Origin of the sequence: Nocardia sp. NPDC004654 (genome assembly GCF_040609595.1) — a bacterium.
Classification (GTDB): Bacteria; Actinomycetota; Actinomycetes; order Mycobacteriales; family Mycobacteriaceae; genus Nocardia.
On sequence record NZ_JBEXKI010000005.1, the window covers coordinates 340659 to 358565 of the forward strand.

Here is a 17907-nt window from a genome sequence, read left to right on the forward strand (position 1 = left end):
GGGCGGGCAACCATCGGGATCGGCGATCGTGATGAGCAGGATATGCGCAGGTCGGCAGTGGGTGCGCTCGCACCTGTTCGGCGTGGATGCTGGCCTCTGGTTCGGTTGTGTCCGGTGCTCGTGGCGCGCGTAGGTGAGTTTGTCGAATCGGAGGAGCGCGGCCGCCAATCGGTCACGTCGGCCGTAGTGATACAGGGGCCGGTCGTGAGAACTGTCATAGTTCGCCAACGAAACGAAATCTCTACTCGGCCAGATGATCTGGGAGCGGCCGCCAATGAGGGCGGCCCCTACCCGAGGAGACGACATGGCCCAACGTATGTTGCTCGCGGCCGTCGCGGCCACCGCCGCGGTGACCCTCAGTGCGTGTGGCGGTGAGGGCGCGTCCAATGCCGGATCCTCGGCATCGAGCACCGTTTCCAAGACCGTCTCGACCACGGTGCCCACTGTCGAGACGACCGCGCCCGGCGCTGAAACCACCGCGCCCGGCGCTGAAACCACCGCGCCCGGCGCTGAGACCACCGCGCCCAGCGCGGAAACCACGGCGCCTGCCACCAAGAGCACCGTTACCTCGGCGGCACCCCAACCTTCGGACACGCCGTCAGCGGACGAACCCTGCGCCATGGTCACTCGCGAGTTTCTGATCACCTCGTTGAGAATGACTGGGACGCCCAAATATCCGCTGGCAGATCTCCAGCGCGCACGGTGTAGCGGCACCTTCGCCTCGGCGATGAGCTATCCGGAGGGCACCCTGCATCCGGTCATGTATCTGTTCCAGTACTCCGCGTGGAACGGGAACATGCGCTGGCACGTGATCGATGTCGGCGAAGGCCTCGACTGTGTGAACAGGCACGGCGTACCGGCGGCGGCAGGACGTGAAATCGGCTGCGCCGCATAGTCGTTATCCATGCCTGAGGGCATCGGTGTCGCAATGGCGTTGGCATGGGTGACGACCGAGGTCCCATAAACTGCCGCCACGACGCCCGCTGAATGGGTTGGGGCTCCGCGATTTCGGAGTCTCCTACTGGACCCACACGATTTCTCCACACTTGGTAACCGGATCAGACACAACTGGTCGATACAGTGACCGCGTGTTCGCTCGTGATACATCGTGGAATCGCTCGAGCCTTTTCGCGTACATATTGCATGTCGTTGCCGTCGGCGCGCTGGCTGTGGCGTGGGTGGCGATCGGGCTCGGACTGTACTCGGAGCCGGGATCGGATCCACGGTTCGAGCTCGAAGCGGGCGGCAGCTTCGCGGCCAACCTCATGGTCTATTGGCCGTTCCTGTTTGTGATCAGCCCGGTGCTGGTCGTCACTGGCATTTTCGGGCTGATGCCATACCGGTTCGCGCCTGGCGGCACCATCGCGGGTGGGATAGTTGCCAGTTTGTTCGCTCAGTGGGTGGGAACCGAGCTGTACTTGTCCGATTACAAGCCGGAGTTATCCGGACACCTCGACACGAGCATCGTCGCGGCGTGCTTCGCCCTTGCCGCAGCGTTCGCGGCAGCCTTCTTGCACTTGTATGGCAACCGATCCGGTCGGACGCGCGCCGCCTCGATTCGAGGCGGAGCAGTGCTGGTAGTTGCCATTCTCGTCGGTGCGGTGGTCACGATTCCGCCGCTGATCGCGGGCAGCGGCACCCCGTCCGGTGTCTTGGCTCGGCTCGTCACGAACCCCCATTGCGGCAGGAACTTGTCGGACTGGACCGACGAGGGCCAGACGACCGTCTATACGGGCGGCGCGACACAGTCGTATCCGCCGAAGGATGTGCCCGACAACGTGTTCGGGGTCGTGGTCTCTCTGCGTAACGGCACCGGCAGCGTCGAAACTACCCCGCCGACCGCGATCTCGTTCCGAGACGAGCTGCCACTACAGTCGGGTCCGCCGGGAACCCAAGTGATGCTGTATCAGCCTGGTACAGGCAACGAGTTCGCGTTTACCCACCTGCGCGCTCCGAATTGCGAGGCTGGCAGTAGCCGGGTGGTTTCGGCGACCTACGAATATGCGGATTACGGCGGAACGAGCACGTCTCGGATTCAGGGCACGGTATCTCGTAGCGGCTAACGCGCTGGCAGGGGTGTTCGATAGCCGTCGCTGATCTGAGTGTCCGCATCCGCCTATCGCGCGGTCGGACAGTCTGTCTGGCACTGGCTGGGTGACATGTCGGTTACACACTCATCAAATGGCCGCTTGCGGGAGGGAGACGACGATGTCACCTCTCCCGACAGCAGCCCCGTGATTCGGCGCGGCGAGAGCACGAATCCTGATGGATCGGTTAGGAGGTGGTGGAGCCGCTGCCGCCGGTCCGCGTACTCGGAACAGGCGCGGACGGATGTCCCCCAGATCGGTCTTCGACCACGTCGCTACCACCAAGTCGGCAAGCATCCTGTAATGGCGAATCGAGTATGGTGCCGGGTCCCGAGCTGTTGTAACACCTGGTCTATCAGCGCTCGGAGCAGAAAGCCGAGCGGAGAGGAGAGCGATGACTGATCCCCGTTGGCAGCTCGTGCGGGCTGGTGAAGTCATCGGAGTCCTGGCCCAGGACGGCGTCGACATGTTCTGGACAGACTGCCTGTTCGAGCCTGGACCTGGATGGCCGGACCTCGAACCAGTGTTCGCTGCTTCTCGCGACGCCTGGCGTCGCGGCGACTCGAAGGCGGCCGCCGAAGCCGATGAGGCGATTCAGGCGCTGGGGCTTGCCCTCATGTCTATCGACGGCGGGGCGTCACTGACAGGAATTCTGATACGTATCAACGGGGACAAGGCCCGCTTTCGATACTGATCGCACTCTGACGACGCGCGGGCAGGGCGCCGATTGTCCCCTCACGCCGCTGATCGCGCGGGCTGCTCTGGGCCTTAGGAGGCAGAGTCGGCGAAACTCGCCGGGGTGACATTTCCATTGAGCACTCCTCATTTCGGTCGAATGCTGCCCGCCCCGTTGCCGCTGCCACATTGCCCATAACAGCATGACGAACGGGGAGATCATGTGAGCGGGTGTCCTCGCCGTTTGTAGTGGCCGAGGCGGGCTCGATGGCGGCGTCGGCGTCAGCGCGACAACGACCAGATATGGGTGGCAGCTTGGCCGGGGTGAGTACGAGCGCTATCAACAGGCGGCGGGTCTCCGTGGCGTTCGGCCGGATGAGGCCCCGGGCAACGGCATTCACTGTGATCTTTAGAGGCTGGTTCGCAGGTCCAGCTGCGGATGAGGCCGCTCTGGGCGCTGGTTACGGCGCGAGGGGGGTCGAGATCACACCCCCTATAAACGCGACCTTCTCCGGTGGCGGCCATCGCGGTCTCCTGGGGATCGAACGTCCCGACACGATCCCATGGGTGATGAGAAATGAGACTGGAGGTAGGCGATATGACGAGCAAGACGCTGACCGCGTCGGCGGTGGCGCTGGGCACGTGGGCCTGGGGAGACAGCGGCGAGGTGGGCGACGGCTATTTCGGCAGTCGGCTGACCGAGTCCGGCCTGCGAGAGGTCGTCGAGAAGGCGCTTTCGAACGGGTTCACCTTGTGGGACACCGCGGTGGTGTACGGCATGGGCCACTCGGAGACGGTCCTCGCTCAGGCGCTGAAAGGCTACGCCCGCAGCGAGTACCAGCTGTCGACGAAGTTCACCCCGCAGGTCGCGGGTGACGGCGACGATCCGGTCGCCGACATGCTGGAGCAGAGCCTCGACCGAATGGACACGGACTATGTGGATCTGTACTGGATCCACAACCCTGCCGACGTGGCCCGTTGGACGCCGCTTCTGATACCGCTGCTGCAGAGCGGCAGGGTCAAACATGTTGGCGTCTCGAACCACAACATGAAGGAGATCGCTCTTGCCGATCAGATCCTCGGCGAGGCCGGCTTCCGTGTGGAGGCGGTCCAAAACCACTACAGTCTCCTGTACCGAAGCTCTGAGCGCGCGGGCATCCTCGATCACTGCCGCGAGCACGACGTGCGGTTCTTTTCCTACATGGTTCTCGAGCAAGGGGCGCTGACCGGCAGGTACAGCCCGGCTCATCCGTTGCCGGACGGCAGCAGCCGGGCGGCTGTGTACAACGGCATCCTGCCCCAGCTGCAGGTGCTGACGGCCAGGATGGGAGCGATCGGCGAGGACCGAGGCGCGTCCGCCGCCGACGTCGCCACCGCCTGGGCCATTGCCAAGGGGACCACCCCGATCATCGGGGTCACGAAGGCGGGTTACATCGACGGGTTGGTCCGCGCTTGCGGCATCGAGCTCGCCGACGAGGAGATCGCGGAGCTGGAGGCGCTGGGGGATGCTGCGGGCGTCGACACGCGCGGTAGCTGGGAGCACGACATGTAGCAGTCGTCGGCGGCTTCCTTGACGCGCCTCGCACGCCGGAGGACAAGCAAGACAACGACAATGGCCGTCCGTTCGCTGAACTGGTGTGCGGCATCTGGCGCCGCGGCCGCGGGGCGCAATACAGTGGGCGCATGCGTGAACGATCTCGAATCCTGCTGTGCGCTACCACGACCGTCGCCGCGGCGCTGGCGCTGCCGGTCCTCCCGATCGCGTCCGCTGAGCCCTCCCCCAGTTCCACCGGCTGCGCGGAGGTCCGCGTAGTCACCGTCCGTGGCACGCTCGAACCGCAGATCGGCAGTCTGCTGCTGACCCCGCTGGCCCGGCGGATCGCCCAGGAATCCGGCCGCAGCACCACAGTGACCGAACTCGAGTATCCCGCCTCGATGGCTCCCGACAGCGCTGTGCGCGGCGTCGAGAACCTGACGGCACTCGTGAACAAGGCCGCAGCCGAATGCCCGAATCAGCAGCTCGTCCTCCTTGGCTACTCACAGGGCACCCGCGTCATCGGCAACACCCTTCGCACGCGGACCGCCTTGACCGACCAAGCCGCCGCGCAGATCGACGCGATCGCCCTGTTCGGCAGTCCGCTGTTCAACGGCGCCGACCCCTTCAACCGCGGCAACTACGATCCCGCCCTGTCGGGCACCGCCGCGCTGCCCGTCGGCGCCCTCGGAGAATTCACCGACCGCGTGCGCTCCTACTGCGCCGCCGCCGACCGCGTCTGCCAGGGCGGCGATCCGGCCGCCGGGTTCGGAAATGCCTTGAGTCCTGGGCATTTCGCGTACTTCGTCAACGACTACCGGGACCAGGCTGCGGCATTCGTCCGCGAGCAACTCGGCTCGTAGTCGTTTCCTCCCGCGGCCGGGCTGGTACGCGTCCGACCGATCACCGCGCCGCGGTGATCGGTCGACACGCTTCTAGCGAGCACGCGGTTTCGATCGCACCCAGCCGAAGGTCAGTTCCACCGCGCGCCTCCACTTCTCGTACTCGTCCTCGCGATGCGCGGGGTCCATTCGCGGAAGCCATTGGGCGGCAAGGCGCCAATTGTTGCGCAGACCCTCCAGATCCGGCCAGTAACCGACAGCGAGGCCGGCGGCATACGCCGCACCCAGTGAGACGGTCTCGGCGACCAACGGACGCATGACGGGTACGTCGAGTACGTCGGCCACGATCTGCATGAGCAGGTTGTTCGACGTCATGCCGCCGTCCACGCGCAGGGTGGCGGCCTGCAGGCCGGAGTCGGCGTTCATCGCCTCGACCACGTCGCGGGTCTGCCACGCGGTGGCCTCCAGCACGGCGCGGGCGATGTGCCCCTTGGTGATGTAGGAGGTCAGTCCGGCAATCAGGCCGCGGGCGTCGCTGCGCCAATGCGGCGCATACAGCCCGGAGAACGCGGGCACCACATAGCAGCCGCCGTTGTCTTCGACGGTGCGCGCGAGCGTTTCGATCTCCGGCGCGCTGGTAACCAGGCCGATGTTGTCCCGCACCCACTGCACGAGCGAGCCGGTGACCGCGATCGGTCCCTCCAACGCGTATACCGGCTCGGGGCCGATCTGGTAGCCGATCGTGGTGAGCAGGCCGTGCTCGGACCGCACCAGATCGCGTCCGGTGTTCATCATGAGGAACCCACCGGTGCCATAAGTGCACTTGGTTTCCCCACGCGCGAAACAGGTTTGGCCGAACAGCGCGGCGTGCTGGTCGCCCAGCGCGGCGGCGATCGGTATGCCAGGCACCACCCGGCGGGTCACGCCGTAGGACGCGGTGGAGCGCTGGATGTGCGGCAGCATCGCCGCGGGAATGCCGAAGAACGCCAGCAGTTCGTCGTCCCAGGTGAGGGTGCTGAGGTTCATCAGCAAGGTGCGGCTGGCGTTGGTGACATCGGTGAGGTGCAGCCCGCCGTCGACCCCGCCGGTGAGATTCCAGATCAGCCAGGTCTCCATGGTGCCGAACAGCACCTCGCCGCGCTCGGCGCGGTCGCGCAGACCCGGGACGGCGTCCAGCATCCACCGCAGCCGCGGCGCCGCGAAGTAGGTGGCCAGCGGCAGGCCGCACAGCTCGCGGATCCGGTCCGCACCCGGCCGTTCGCGCAGCTCGCTGACCAACTCCTCGGTCCGCACGTCCTGCCAGACGATGGCGCGCCCGATCGGCATCCCGGTGCGGCGGTCCCACACCACGGTGGTCTCACGCTGATTGGCGATGCCGAGCGCGACGATCTGGTTGGCGGCAACGCCGGAATCCCGCATCGCCTGCGGCACGATCCGCTCGACGTTGCGCCAGATCTCCAGCGCGTCCTGCTCGGCCCATCCCGGGCGCGGATAGTGCTGCTGATGCGGGCGCTGCGCGACGCCGACCAAGCGGGCGCGCTGGTCGAACAGGATGCAGCGGGTCGAGGTGGTGCCCTGATCGATGGACAGCACGTAACGTTGCGTCATCGGCGGCCGCCTTCAGTCGAAGCCCGCCAGTCACCGGCCTGCCGGAACTCAGTGCGGCGCACCGAGATCCCTCGAGACCGCCCGTGCGGCGTCGAGGACATAACCGACCAGCGCCGGCCGGTGCCGCAACTGTGCGTCGCACAGTCGATCCACCCGGCCGGTGATGCCGATGGCGCCGACCACGAGACCGCCGGGCGCCCGGATCGGCGCGGCGATACCCGCCTCGCCCGACCGGAATTCCTCGGTGTCGCCTGCCCATCCGGCCTGCCGCACCACGGCCAGCGCCCTGGCCAGCGCGGCTCGGTCGACGAGAGTGCGGTGTGTGAGCGGAGCCAGTTCGCGTCCGCGTACCGTGGCGGCCAGGTCGGTGTCGTAGGCCAGCAGGACCTTGCCCAGAGCAGTGGCGTGCGGGGGCAAGAGTTCGCCGAGCTCGAGCGCCTGCTCGGTGTAGTCCGGCCGGAACACATGGTGGACCACCACCACCGCGCCGCCGATCGGGGCGCCGATCCGCACCGACTCTCCGGTGCGCGCCGCGAGGGCGTCGGCCCAGTTGATCGCCCGGGAGCGCAGCTCGTTAGCGTCGAGATAGCTGGTGCCCAGATGCAGCAGCGCGGCGCCGAGCTGGTATTTGCCGGTTGCCGAGTCCTGCTCGACGAAACCGACGCCCTGCAACGTGCGCAGAATGCCGTGCGCGGTCGGCTTGGCGAGATCGAGCGCACCCGCGATGTCGCCGATGCCGAGACGACCGGATCCACGGGCCAGCAACCGCAGCACGGCCGCTGCTCGCTCGATTGATTGGATCGGACCTGGCATGTCGGGAAACCTCTCCGGCAAGTGACGATTCGACAATGTCGAATCTTCGGTAATACCTGGGTCACATCATTGAAACCCAGTGTGAGCTGCGCCATACATCCTCCTAGCGAGTCGGACGGTAGTGGCGCCGAGGTCTGGCAACCAGCCGAGCCATTCGGCATTGTCGAATACGAGCTATGTCCGACTCGGTAATCCCGCCGTAATTTCCGTTCACGCACGGTCGCGGCCGCGACCTGCGGGGCGAAACGGAGGCTCAACGATGAACTTCGGCTCAATCTTCCTCAGCGAAGCACTCGGTACGGGAGTGCTGCTGCTGCTCGGGGTCGGTGTGGTCGCGAACGTATTGCTGGCCAAGTCCAAAGGACAGGACGGCGGCTGGCTACTGATCAACTTTGGATGGGGGTTCGCGGTGCTGGCCGGCGTTTATGTCGCCTACAAGACCGGCGGCCACCTCAATCCTGCGGTCACCATCGGCATCTTGTTCAGCGGTGCCGACGAGTACGCCTCCGGTATCGCCATCTCGGGCGCCACGACGCTCGCCTATCTGAGCGGTCAGCTGGCCGGCGCGTTCCTCGGCGCGACCGTTGCCTACCTGGCCTACAAGCGCCACTTCGACGAGGAGACCGACGAGGAGAAGAAGCTCGCGGTGTTCGCCACCGGCCCCGCGATCCGCGCCTTCCGCTGGAACTTCGCCACCGAGGTGATCGGCACGTTCACCCTGGTCCTGGTGATCCTCGCGTTGGGACACACCCCCAGTGGACTCGGCCCGGTCGCGGCGGCGTTCCTCGTCGTCGGCATCGGCGCATCGCTCGGCGGCCCGACCGGATACGCCATCAACCCGGCTCGCGACCTCGGTCCGCGCATCGCGCACGCACTCCTGCCGGTCAGCCAGCCCGTGCCGGCCGATGCGGCCCGGGTTCCGGTGGGTGTCGGCGCCCGCTCGTCGGTCGAGTCGCCCGACGTCAGCGCCGAACCGACCCGCAAGAACTCCGACTGGGGTTATGCCTGGGTGCCGGTGCTCGGCCCGCTGGTCGGCGGCGCGCTCGCCGGTCTCGCTGCGCAGTTCCTGTTCTGAATCCATTTCCGACAGCAGTTTCTCGAAAGGACCGCGATGACCAAGTTCGTCGGCGCCATCGACCAAGGCACCACGAGCACCCGCTTCATGGTGTTCGACCACAGCGGCAACGAGGTTGCCCGCCACCAGCTCGAGCACGAGCAGATCCTGCCGCGCCCGGGGTGGGTGGAGCACAACCCGACCGAGATCTGGGAGCGCACCCGTGCGGTCATCCAGAGCACCCTCACCAAGGCCGATCTGGTGGCGAGCGATCTGGCCGCGGTCGGCGTCACCAACCAGCGCGAGACCACGGTGGTGTGGAACCGCAAGACCGGGCGGCCGTACTGCAACGCCATCGTGTGGCAGGACACCCGCACCGATCGCATCGCCTCCGACCTCGAGAAGGCCGGGCACGGTGACACCATCCGGCGCAAGTCGGGCCTGCCGCCGGCCACCTACTTCTCCGGCGGGAAGCTGCGCTGGATCCTGGACAACGTCCCGGGTGTGGCCGAGGACGCCGAGCGTGGCGACGCGCTCTTCGGCACCACCGACACCTGGTTGCTGTGGCAGCTCACCGGCGGCGTGGACGGCGGGGTACACGTCACCGATCCGACCAATGCCAGCCGCACCATGCTGATGAGTTTGGAGACGCTGGACTGGGACGACGAGCTGCTGTCGATCTTCGGCATCCCGCGCGCGATGCTGCCCGCCATCGCGCCCTCGTCCAACCCGGAGCTGTTCGGGACCACCCGCGCCGACGGTCCGTTCGGCGGTGCGGTGCCGCTGTCGGGTGTGCTCGGCGACCAGCAGGCGGCCACGGTGGGGCAGGTCTGCTTCCGTCCTGGCGAAGCCAAGAACACCTACGGCACCGGCAACTTCCTGCTGCTGAACACCGGAACCGAGATCGTGCGGTCGCAGCACGGACTGCTCACCACGGTCGCCTACCAGCTCGGCTCGGACAAGCCGGTGTACGCGTTGGAGGGTTCGATCGCGGTGACCGGCTCGGCAGTGCAGTGGCTGCGCGATCAGCTGGGCATCATCTCCGGTGCGGCGCAGAGCGAATCGCTGGCCCGACAGGCCGAGGACAACGGCGGGGTGTACTTCGTCCCAGCGTTCTCGGGACTGTTCGCGCCGTACTGGCGTTCGGACGCGCGCGGAGCCATCGTCGGCCTGTCGCGCTACAGCACCAACGCTCACCTGGCGCGGGCGACGCTGGAATCGATCTGCTACCAGTCCCGCGACGTCGTCGAGGCCATGCAGGCCGACTCCGGGGTGAAGCTCGACGTGCTGCGTGTGGACGGCGGCGTCACCGCCAACGAGCTGTGCATGCAGTTGCAGGCCGACTTCCTCGGTGTGCCGGTGTCGCGGCCGGTAGTCGCCGAGACCACCGCGCTGGGCGCCGCTTACGCGGCGGGGCTCGCCGTCGGCTTCTGGAACGACACCGACGAGCTCGAACAGAATTGGAACGAGGCCAAGCGCTGGACTCCCACCTGGTCGGAAGAGCAGCGCGAGCGCGGCTACGCGCGCTGGAAGAAGGCCGTCTCCCGCACCCTCGATTGGATCGACGTCGACGAATGAGGGGCGACGTCGGCTTATCCGAGAACTCCTGAGTGGAGTCAGGGGTTCGAGTCCCCTCAGCTCCACCCGCTGGCGAAGCCAGCAGGTCATCGACCTGCTGGCTTCGCTGCTGTGTGGTGGTTCAGCTCCTGGCGATGGCCGTGGGACGCCCCGAACTGTTCGGTCGGGAGACCGCGCTGATCACCCGGGAACAGGTCGGCACCCACCGCGCGGGCTGGTTCCAAGTCCAGCCGCTGTGGGATCAGATGTCCCTGATCGGCGACGCAAATAGTTGAATCCGACGTCAGAATTGAATACGGTCGGTGATCGAAACGGCATCCGAACACGAGGTGGGCCACGGGATGGAAACACACGATCTGCTGGACCGATGGCTGCGTCTCGGCAGTCGCCGAGTTGCGACGAATGGGATCGAGCTGCGCGTCGTCGACCACGGCGAAGGCCCCGCGGTGGTCTTCTGCCATGGATTCCCCGAGCTCGGATTCTCTTGGCGCCACCAGGTCTTCGCGTTCGCCGAGGCGGGTTTCCGTACGCTGACCCCCGATATGCGCGGGTATGGCGGCAGCTCTCGCCCGGACCGGATCGAGGACTACGACATCACCGCCCTGTGCGCCGATCTGGCCGGCCTCCTCGACGAGTCGGGTCTCGATGACGCGATCTTCGTCGGCCATGACTGGGGCGCGTCGGTGGTATGGCAATTCGCTCTTCGGCATCCGAGCCGGGTGCGGGCGGTGGCGGGCCTGAGCGTTCCGGTCACGCCGCGCTCCTCGGCGCCGCCGATGGCGATCCTGCGGTCCCGGCTCGGCGACGACTTCTACATGTGCTGGTTCCAGGAGCCGGGCGTAGCCGACGCCGCGCTGGCGGCGGACGTCCGGCGCACGCTGCTCCAGGACGACGTCATCAGCGCTCGCGATCTCATCGGCGCCGAGCCCGCGGTCCCGGACTGGACGAGCGAAGCCGAATTGGGCTATTACATCGAGGCTTTCACCGCCACCGGCTTCACCGGCGGGCTCAACTACTACCGCAACCTGGACCGGAACTGGGAGCTCACGGCAGACTTGGCCGACGCCGAGATCGACAAGCCCGCCCTGTTCATCGCCGGATCGGAGGATCCGGTCATCCGATTCACCCCGACCGCCAAGATGACCGCGGTGCTGTCCGACCTGCGCGGGTCGATCATCCTCGACGGTGCGGGGCACTGGATCCAACAGGAACGGGCGGCCGAAGTGAACGCCGCCCTGATCGACTTCGTCCACAGCCTCGGCTGAATCGAATCAACCGGAACGGCAACAGCTTTCGGCGGGCCGGTCCGCTCGGGTGGCGGCGTCGCGAAATCGCTACGCCGCCGCCAGGAAGCCGCTCAGTTCCGCACGCGGGCCGTCCTCGGACGCAATTCCAGCACGCCGTACTCGGGTCCGAATCCCAGCGACCGAGCGCGCGCAATCGATTCGTCCAAGGCCGCGGCGACGACGGCCTCGAACTCCGCCGGGCGCCGAGACACCCGATCGACGTTCATCGTCAGAAACTCGAACGAGCTCGCGACCTCACCGAGGGTGCGATTGACCAGGTACGAGATGCCGCGCATCACCTTGTCGGTGCGTCCCACATCGCAGACGTGCACCGAAACCTCGTGACCCACCAGCACTTCCCGGTAGTAGGCGACGTGCTGCTCCATCGCGAACATCCCGAACCTGCCCGACTCGCCGTAGCCGAGCGCACGGTGCTGCTGCCACATCGCTTCGCCGTGCAGCCGGAAGTAGTGCGCCACATTCATGTGCCCGTTGCTGTCTTCGAAATCCGGCGGGATCTGCTTGGTGAACGCGGCGGGAACCGCGAGTACCTGGGCGATCTCCGGTCGCACCGCCGCCATGTTCACCCGCCTCACCGAAATCCGGTCTGGATGGCCTGCCGGTAGCGCTCCGACAGCACCGGCGGAAATCCCAGGCCGCCTTCGATGACCCGGATCGCCAGCGGCGAGACCAGCGCGCGCAGGCGTGCGCACCCGTCTTCGCCGATCGCCTCGTACGGATGGACCGCCAGTTCGTCGGTCCGATCCTCGATCCACTTGCGCCGCGCGGTGCCGTGCTCGGTCAGCGCCAGATCCTCTTTCGTAACCCAGCCCCTGGCACGGAGCCGGTCCACGCCGGAAGCCCAGTCCTGCTCGCTCCAGGATCGGCTCGCCCGCAGCACTTCCGCTGCGATCTCCCCGGTCGCGCTGTGCGTGATCAACGCCTCGATGCCGTCGAGCCCCTCCGTGGCGAGCAGGGCCACATGGGCATCACCTCGGTACTCCCGCAGCAATGTCTGCGCGTGCCAGAGCACCAGGTGCGGCTCGTCGGGCCAAGGCAGCGCCGCGTGGGCCGCGAACAGCGGACGTCCCTGGGGCCGCTCGCAGGCGCGTTCGGCGGCGCGCCGGGCGAGATCGGCGGCCTCGCGCACCTCGGCGCCGGTGACGTGATCGCCCCATACCTGCCGGAGCGACCGATCGGCGGCAGCAAACCGGGCGCGCAGAATAGCTGCGGGAGAGGCGATTCCCCACGCGGCGGGGAGGACGGCATGCACCGCGACCGGATTGAAGTTGAAGAACGCGGCGACGGTGACATCGGCCGCCACCGGGCCGAAGGCAGCGGACCTGGAGGCGAAGTACATCATCCGAAGATCCGTGATGCCCAGGTCGCGATACGCGCCGGGGCCGTGCGGGGTGAAGTAGATCATGCCGTGGATCGGCTCGAGGGCGCGGAAGGTCAGGCGAGCACTGTGCGGGGAGACCGTAGTCAAGAGACTGCTCCGATATCTGATCGTGCTGGAAACTCGCCTTCGATAGTTACCCGAATCCGATGTCAAGTTCAAGAGTGCGGAGCTGTGGAAACAGTGCCACGCCGAAAGGTCAGCCGTCCCGCTTCCGCGCGCCGACGATGCGCAGGCCGAGGTCGACGTAGTAGTCGCCGATCTCCTCTGGCGACCACCGGCCGTCGTCCCGGTACCACCGCGCGAGGTCGATGCCGAGCGAGAGCAGCGCGATCGCCGCCATACGCGGATTCGGGTTGTCGAAGACGCCCGCCGTGACGCCGCGCTCGATGAGGCCACGCACCTCGCTGTCGATGACGCGCCGGACCGCTCTGATCTCCTGCTGGTGTTCCGGGCTGAGCGCGGTGAGCTCGTAATTGATGACCCTGGCCACGGTGTGCGCGCGGGCATGGTGGATCGAGAAGTCGCGCATCACTGCGATCAGCTGGTCTACTGGGTCGTCCGCCGAGGCGATCGCGGCCTGGATCGTGGCCAGGGTGTCCCGATGGCCCGCCAGTGAGACCTGATAGAGCAGCTCCTCCTTGGAACGGTGGTGCACGTAGATCGCCGCGGTGCTGAGGCCGGCGATCGATGTGATGTCGCGGGTCGTCGAGCCGTGGAAGCCACGCTCGGCAAACGCGGCGACAGCGGCCTCCAACAGCCGTGCTCGCGTCTCGTCGGCGCGCGAGCGGTCTTCTGATCCGGTCACCGGCCCAGTCTCGCATCCGCCCGCTCGAAACCGGCGGACCGGTATGGTCCGCAGGGCTGTACCGCCGAGCAAAACGCCCGCTCACGGGCCGCGACGAGTATTGAATATGAGCTCGAATTCAACTACGCTCGGCTGCGAGCAGCAGTACTCGACCTGCCGGATACGTGCATTCAGCGCTCGGCCGTGCCGCCGACAGCTGCACGTGACGCCTCGTCCGGCCGCGCCCGGCGACACGGAGCGAAAGGGAATCCCCCATGACCAGTCCGACAACCGCACCCACCGAGCAGCACGTCCGGGCGACCGCCGTGCTGTTCGACTTCGGGGGTGTGCTGACGTCCAGCGTCTTCGACGCGTTCCAGTCATTCGGCGAGTCGCTCGGCTGCGATCCCCGCTTGCCGCTGCGCCTGTTCAGCGACGACGCGGAGGCGAAAGCGCTGCTGGTCGAGCACGAAGAGGGACGCATGCGTGAGCGCGAGTTCGAACAAGGCTTCGCCGCGCGGCTGCGCGCACACGGCATCGAGGTGGACGGAACCGGGCTCGTGCGCCGCATTCAGTCCGGCCTGCGCGCCGACGACGCCATGATCGAGCTGGTGGCCGAAGTCAGGGACGCCGGATTCCGCGTGGGGCTGCTGTCGAACTCGCTCGGCGACGACTGCTATGCCGGTTTCGATCTCGCCGCGATGTTCGACGCCGTCACCATCTCCGGCGAGGTCGGCGTGCGCAAGCCGTCCCGGCGCGCGTACGACATCGCCTGCGCCCGTTTGGATGTTCAGCCCGGAGCGGCCGTCATGGTGGACGACCTGCCGCAGAACGTCGTCGCGGCCGAGCGCGCAGGGCTCACCGCCGTGCTGCACCGCGACGCGGCGGACACCGCTCGGCGGCTCTGGGCCGCTCTGGACCGGCCGTGAGCTGATCGAAAGCCTTCCCGAAGGTCCCGCCGATTGCGATCGGGCCGGGCAGCGGTTCACCTACTTGATCGACGCCGTCGACCGCCACGGCCGCCATACCCGCGGCACGATTCAGGGGCGAGACACCTACGGGACCACTGCGGTCATCGCCGCCGAGGCAGTCACGCGGCGGTTGGCCGCGGGCGACACCGCCGCCGGAGTGCTCACCGCAGCACAAGCATTCGATCCCGTCGGCTTTCGCGGCGCATTGTCCGGCCACGACCTGAACTGGACGATCCGCCGGACAGGTGAAAGCTCTGGTGACCGTGCGGACGAGGCCCCGCGCGGTGTCGCGCGGGGCTCCGGATACGCCGAATTCAGAGTGCTAGCGCAGCTCCCCGACCTCGAGCAGGCCGAAATAGGCCGTCATGCCGTGCATTCCGAGCGTGCCGAGCCACGTGGGCCCTGGCGCGACGGCCACGTCGATCTTCTGGACGCCGCGAGTCACCGCGCGGCACGACCTCCAACGCCTGTCGAGCGACCCGCCCGACAGGCGAGTTCTGATCTCAGAGCGCTCCCAATTCGGGATCGCCCGCAGGCAACGCGTCGAAGACCAGCACCTCGGCCGGACCGGTGAGCGCGTCACCCAATGCCGCACCGACCTCACGCAGCGCGGCGCTCTGGCCGTGGGTGCGCAGCGCTTCCTTCGACGCCCACTTCTCGATCATCACGAATCGACCTGGTTCGCCGATCCGTCGGTGCAGTGCGTACAGCAGACAGCCAGGCTCGGCGTGCACGGCGGGCGCTGCCGCCCGCAACGTCTTCTCCACCAGCTCTTCCTGGCCAGGCTTCGCGAACATGGTCGCCACCACCACGCAGGGTTCGGCCATCGTTTCCTCCTCTTGGAGTGGGTTGTTTCGGTACTTCCGTGCGGCTACTTCCGCTTGCCCCACGAGGGGTCGCGGCGACGCAGCTCCATCTGGGCGATGGTGCGCTTGTGCACCTCGTCCGGCCCGTCCGCCAGACGCAGCGTCCGCAAGTGTGCGTACATGCTCGCGAGGGGGAAGTCTTCGGAGACGCCGCCACCGCCGTGGACCTGGATCGCCCGGTCGACCACCTTCAGCGCGACCTCGGGCGCGGCCACCTTGATCGCGGCGATCTCGACACGCGCGTTGCGGTTGCCGACGGTGTCCATCAGATAGGCGGCCTCGAGCGTCAGCAGTCGCGCCATCTCGATCTCGATGCGTGACTCGGCGATCCAGTCCTGGATGTTGGCGCGGTCGGCCACCGGCGCACCGAACGTCGTGCGCGATTGTGCCCGATCGATCATCAGGTCCAGCGCCCGTTCGGCCATGCCGATCGCGCGCATGCAGTGGTGGATGCGTCCGGGCCCGAGCCGGGCCTGGCTGATCATGAACCCGTCGCCCTCGCCGGCCAGCAGCGCGGTGCGCGGCACCCGGACGTTCTCGAACACCACTTCCGCGTGGCCTTCGCGGTCTTGATATCCGAAGACGGGTAGGTTGCGCAGGACGGTCACGCCGGGGGTGTCGATCGGGACGACCATCATGCTCTGCTGGCGGTGCACGGGCCCGTCCGGATCCGTCTTGCCCATCACGATGAGGACCTTGCAGTTCTTGTGCAAGGCGTTGGAGGTCCACCACTTCCGGCCGTTGAGCACGTACTCGTCGCCGTCGGCCTGCATGCGCAGCTCGATGTTGGTGGCATCGGAGCTGGCGACCGCGGGCTCGGTCATCGCGAACGCCGAGGCGATCTCGCCGTCCAGCAGCGGCCGCAGCCACGTCTCCTTGTGCTCGGGAGTGCCGAACAGCGTCAGCACTTCCATGTTCCCGGTGTCCGGCGCGTTGCAGTTGGTCGCCTCCGGCGCCAGATGCGCGCTGCGGCCCATGATCTCGGCGAGCGGCGCGTATTCCAGGTTGGTCAGACCGGGCCCCCACTCCGGGTGCGGGTGGAACAGATTCCACAGACCGCGCTTGCGCGCTTCGGTCTTGAGTTCCTCGAGAATCGGCGGATGGAAATGCGGATCACCGGATTCCGTCATTTGCGCGTGGTAGATCGACTCCGCGGGATAGACGTGCTCGTCCATGAAGGCGAGCAAGTCCTCCTGGTATCGGCGCGCTCGCTCCGAGAACTCGAACATGGCAACTCCTCGTTCTGACTGTTGGCTTCCTTCGCACCGTACTTGAATTTGACATCGGATTCAACTTTAGGTCGTGCGGCTTCCGGGTACAGACACGAACGGTGCCGTGACATGTCATGTCACGGCACCGTTCGATGGATAGTTCGCCGGCTGCGGCTCAATCACCGACCCGGATGAGCGCCTTGCCGAAATTGCGGCCCGCCAGCATGGCGCGGAACGCCTCGGGGGCGTTCTCCAGCCCGGCCACGACGTCTTCCCGGTAGCGGACCGAGCCGCCGCGGATCCAGCCCGACATGTCGCGGAGGAAGTCCGCCTGCCGAGTGGGGATGAACTCGTCCTGGATGAAGCCGCGCACCGTCAGGCTCAGGGTCAAGATCTGCCGCATGAATCCGGGCAATCGGTCGGGGCCCTCGGGCAATTCGGTGGCGTTGTATTGCGCCACCAGGCCGCACACCGGTATCCGCGCGAAGCGATTGAGCAGCGGCGTGACGGCCTCGGCCACCTTCCCGCCGACGTTCTCGAAATAGACGTCGATACCATCCGGCACGGCCTCGGCGAGCCGCTCCGCGAAGTCCGGCGCACGGTGATCGACCGCTGCGTCGAATCCGAATTCATCGAGCAGAGCGCGGCACTTGTCGGGTCCGCCCGCGATGCCGACGGCACGCGCGCCCTTGATCCGGGCGATCTGCCCGACCGCCGAACCGACCGGCCCGGTGGCCGCCGCGACGACGACGGTCTCGCCGGGCTGCGGGCGACCGATTTCGAGCAGGCCGCCGTACGCGGTGAACCCGGGCATGCCGAGAACGCCGAGCGCGGTCGAGATCGGCGCGGACTCCGGATCGAGCCTCCGTACGTGGCGGGCGGAGGCGACGGCATGGGACTGCCAGCCCGAGTACGACAGCACCACGTCCCCCGGCGCGAGCGAATCCGCCCGGGAGTCGATCACCTCGCAGACGGTGGCGCCGACCATCACGTCGCCCAATTCCACGGGAGCGGCGTAGGACTTGGCCGAGCTCATCCTGCCCCGCATGTACGGATCCAGCGACAGGTACAGCACACGCAGCAGCACCTGACCGGTGTCGAGTTCCGGTAGATCGACGGTGACGAAGTCGAAGTCGCTGTCTTTGGGCTCGCCTTCGGGCCGGGCGGCGAGTCGGATCTGGGTCGATTTCATGGAT

The 17907-nt window shown here is 67.0% G+C and carries 19 protein-coding genes; 10 read left to right on the forward strand and 9 right to left on the reverse strand.

Annotation, left to right across the window (positions count from 1 at the left end; all coding sequences use genetic code 11):
• Window positions 1–304 precede the first annotated feature (304 nt).
• The 5 genes from ABZV58_RS19140 (at window position 305) to ABZV58_RS19160 (ending at window position 5159) form a co-directional block, all read left to right on the forward strand.
• Window positions 305–895, forward strand: coding sequence for a hypothetical protein (locus ABZV58_RS19140; protein WP_355001468.1), 591 nt, complete (start codon window positions 305–307; stop codon window positions 893–895).
• Window positions 896–1088: 193 nt separating this feature from the next.
• On the forward strand, window positions 1089–2063 hold the full coding sequence (locus tag ABZV58_RS19145; protein WP_355001469.1) for a hypothetical protein: 975 nt from the start codon (window positions 1089–1091) through the stop codon (window positions 2061–2063).
• A 418-nt stretch (window positions 2064–2481) separates the two neighbouring features.
• Entirely contained in the window at window positions 2482–2781 is a 300-nt protein-coding gene (locus ABZV58_RS19150; RefSeq protein ID WP_355001470.1) for a hypothetical protein, read from the forward strand.
• A 609-nt stretch (window positions 2782–3390) separates the two neighbouring features.
• Window positions 3391–4314 carry an aldo/keto reductase gene (locus ABZV58_RS19155; protein WP_355001471.1) on the forward strand — a complete coding sequence of 308 codons (924 nt, stop codon included), beginning with the start codon at window positions 3391–3393 and terminating at the stop codon, window positions 4312–4314.
• Window positions 4315–4445: 131 nt separating this feature from the next.
• Window positions 4446–5159, forward strand: a complete 714-nt coding sequence (locus tag ABZV58_RS19160) for a cutinase family protein (RefSeq protein ID WP_355001472.1) — start codon at window positions 4446–4448, stop codon at window positions 5157–5159.
• A gap of 72 nt (window positions 5160–5231) precedes the next feature.
• Here ABZV58_RS19160 and glpK (ABZV58_RS19165) read toward each other — a convergent pair whose 3' ends face one another.
• Both glpK (ABZV58_RS19165) and ABZV58_RS19170 read right to left on the reverse strand, forming a co-directional pair.
• The gene (gene glpK, locus ABZV58_RS19165) at window positions 5232–6746 is read right to left on the reverse strand and encodes a glycerol kinase GlpK (protein ID WP_355001473.1); all 1515 of its coding nucleotides are present in this window, start codon (window positions 6744–6746) and stop codon (window positions 5232–5234) included.
• A 48-nt stretch (window positions 6747–6794) separates the two neighbouring features.
• Window positions 6795–7559 carry an IclR family transcriptional regulator gene (locus ABZV58_RS19170; RefSeq protein ID WP_355001474.1) on the reverse strand — a complete coding sequence of 255 codons (765 nt, stop codon included), beginning with the start codon at window positions 7557–7559 and terminating at the stop codon, window positions 6795–6797.
• A 259-nt stretch (window positions 7560–7818) separates the two neighbouring features.
• Here ABZV58_RS19170 and ABZV58_RS19175 point away from each other — a divergent pair, with 259 nt between their 5' ends.
• From ABZV58_RS19175 to ABZV58_RS19190, 4 genes are all read left to right on the forward strand, one after another.
• Window positions 7819–8634, forward strand: a complete 816-nt coding sequence (locus tag ABZV58_RS19175) for an MIP/aquaporin family protein (protein ID WP_355001475.1) — start codon at window positions 7819–7821, stop codon at window positions 8632–8634.
• A gap of 36 nt (window positions 8635–8670) precedes the next feature.
• Window positions 8671–10191 (forward strand): glycerol kinase GlpK, encoded by a 1521-nt coding sequence (gene glpK, locus ABZV58_RS19180; protein WP_355001476.1) that lies wholly within the window; start codon window positions 8671–8673, stop codon window positions 10189–10191.
• Window positions 10192–10307: 116 nt separating this feature from the next.
• A complete protein-coding gene (locus ABZV58_RS19185) occupies window positions 10308–10466 on the forward strand; it encodes a hypothetical protein (RefSeq protein ID WP_355001477.1) in 159 nt (52 codons plus the stop codon).
• Between the two features lie 66 nt (window positions 10467–10532).
• Window positions 10533–11456, forward strand: a complete 924-nt coding sequence (locus ABZV58_RS19190) for an alpha/beta hydrolase (RefSeq protein ID WP_355001713.1) — start codon at window positions 10533–10535, stop codon at window positions 11454–11456.
• Between the two features lie 92 nt (window positions 11457–11548).
• On the opposite strand, the gene ABZV58_RS19195 is transcribed toward ABZV58_RS19190, so the two are convergent.
• The 3 genes from ABZV58_RS19195 to ABZV58_RS19205 all read right to left on the reverse strand — a co-directional run bounded on the left by ABZV58_RS19195 (window position 11549) and on the right by ABZV58_RS19205 (window position 13684).
• On the reverse strand, window positions 11549–12058 hold the full coding sequence (locus ABZV58_RS19195) for a thioesterase family protein (protein WP_355001478.1): 510 nt from the start codon (window positions 12056–12058) through the stop codon (window positions 11549–11551).
• 11 nt (window positions 12059–12069) lie between these two features.
• Window positions 12070–12966 carry a hypothetical protein gene (locus ABZV58_RS19200; protein ID WP_355001479.1) on the reverse strand — a complete coding sequence of 299 codons (897 nt, stop codon included), beginning with the start codon at window positions 12964–12966 and terminating at the stop codon, window positions 12070–12072.
• Between the two features lie 109 nt (window positions 12967–13075).
• On the reverse strand, window positions 13076–13684 hold the full coding sequence (locus tag ABZV58_RS19205) for a TetR/AcrR family transcriptional regulator (protein WP_355001480.1): 609 nt from the start codon (window positions 13682–13684) through the stop codon (window positions 13076–13078).
• Window positions 13685–13938: 254 nt separating this feature from the next.
• On the opposite strand from ABZV58_RS19205, the gene ABZV58_RS19210 reads away from it, so the two are divergent.
• Window positions 13939–14592, forward strand: coding sequence for an HAD family phosphatase (locus ABZV58_RS19210; RefSeq protein WP_355001481.1), 654 nt, complete (start codon window positions 13939–13941; stop codon window positions 14590–14592).
• A gap of 364 nt (window positions 14593–14956) precedes the next feature.
• On the opposite strand, the gene ABZV58_RS19215 is transcribed toward ABZV58_RS19210, so the two are convergent.
• From ABZV58_RS19215 to ABZV58_RS19230, 4 genes are all read right to left on the reverse strand, one after another.
• Window positions 14957–15079 (reverse strand): hypothetical protein, encoded by a 123-nt coding sequence (locus ABZV58_RS19215; protein ID WP_355001730.1) that lies wholly within the window; start codon window positions 15077–15079, stop codon window positions 14957–14959.
• Window positions 15080–15137: 58 nt separating this feature from the next.
• Window positions 15138–15461, reverse strand: coding sequence for a putative quinol monooxygenase (locus ABZV58_RS19220; protein ID WP_068053700.1), 324 nt, complete (start codon window positions 15459–15461; stop codon window positions 15138–15140).
• Window positions 15462–15505: 44 nt separating this feature from the next.
• Window positions 15506–16729, reverse strand: a complete 1224-nt coding sequence (locus ABZV58_RS19225; protein ID WP_355001482.1) for an acyl-CoA dehydrogenase family protein — start codon at window positions 16727–16729, stop codon at window positions 15506–15508.
• 157 nt (window positions 16730–16886) lie between these two features.
• Complete coding sequence (locus ABZV58_RS19230; RefSeq protein ID WP_355001483.1) at window positions 16887–17903, reverse strand: NADP-dependent oxidoreductase; 1017 nt, start codon at window positions 17901–17903, stop codon at window positions 16887–16889.
• Window positions 17904–17907 lie beyond the last annotated feature (4 nt).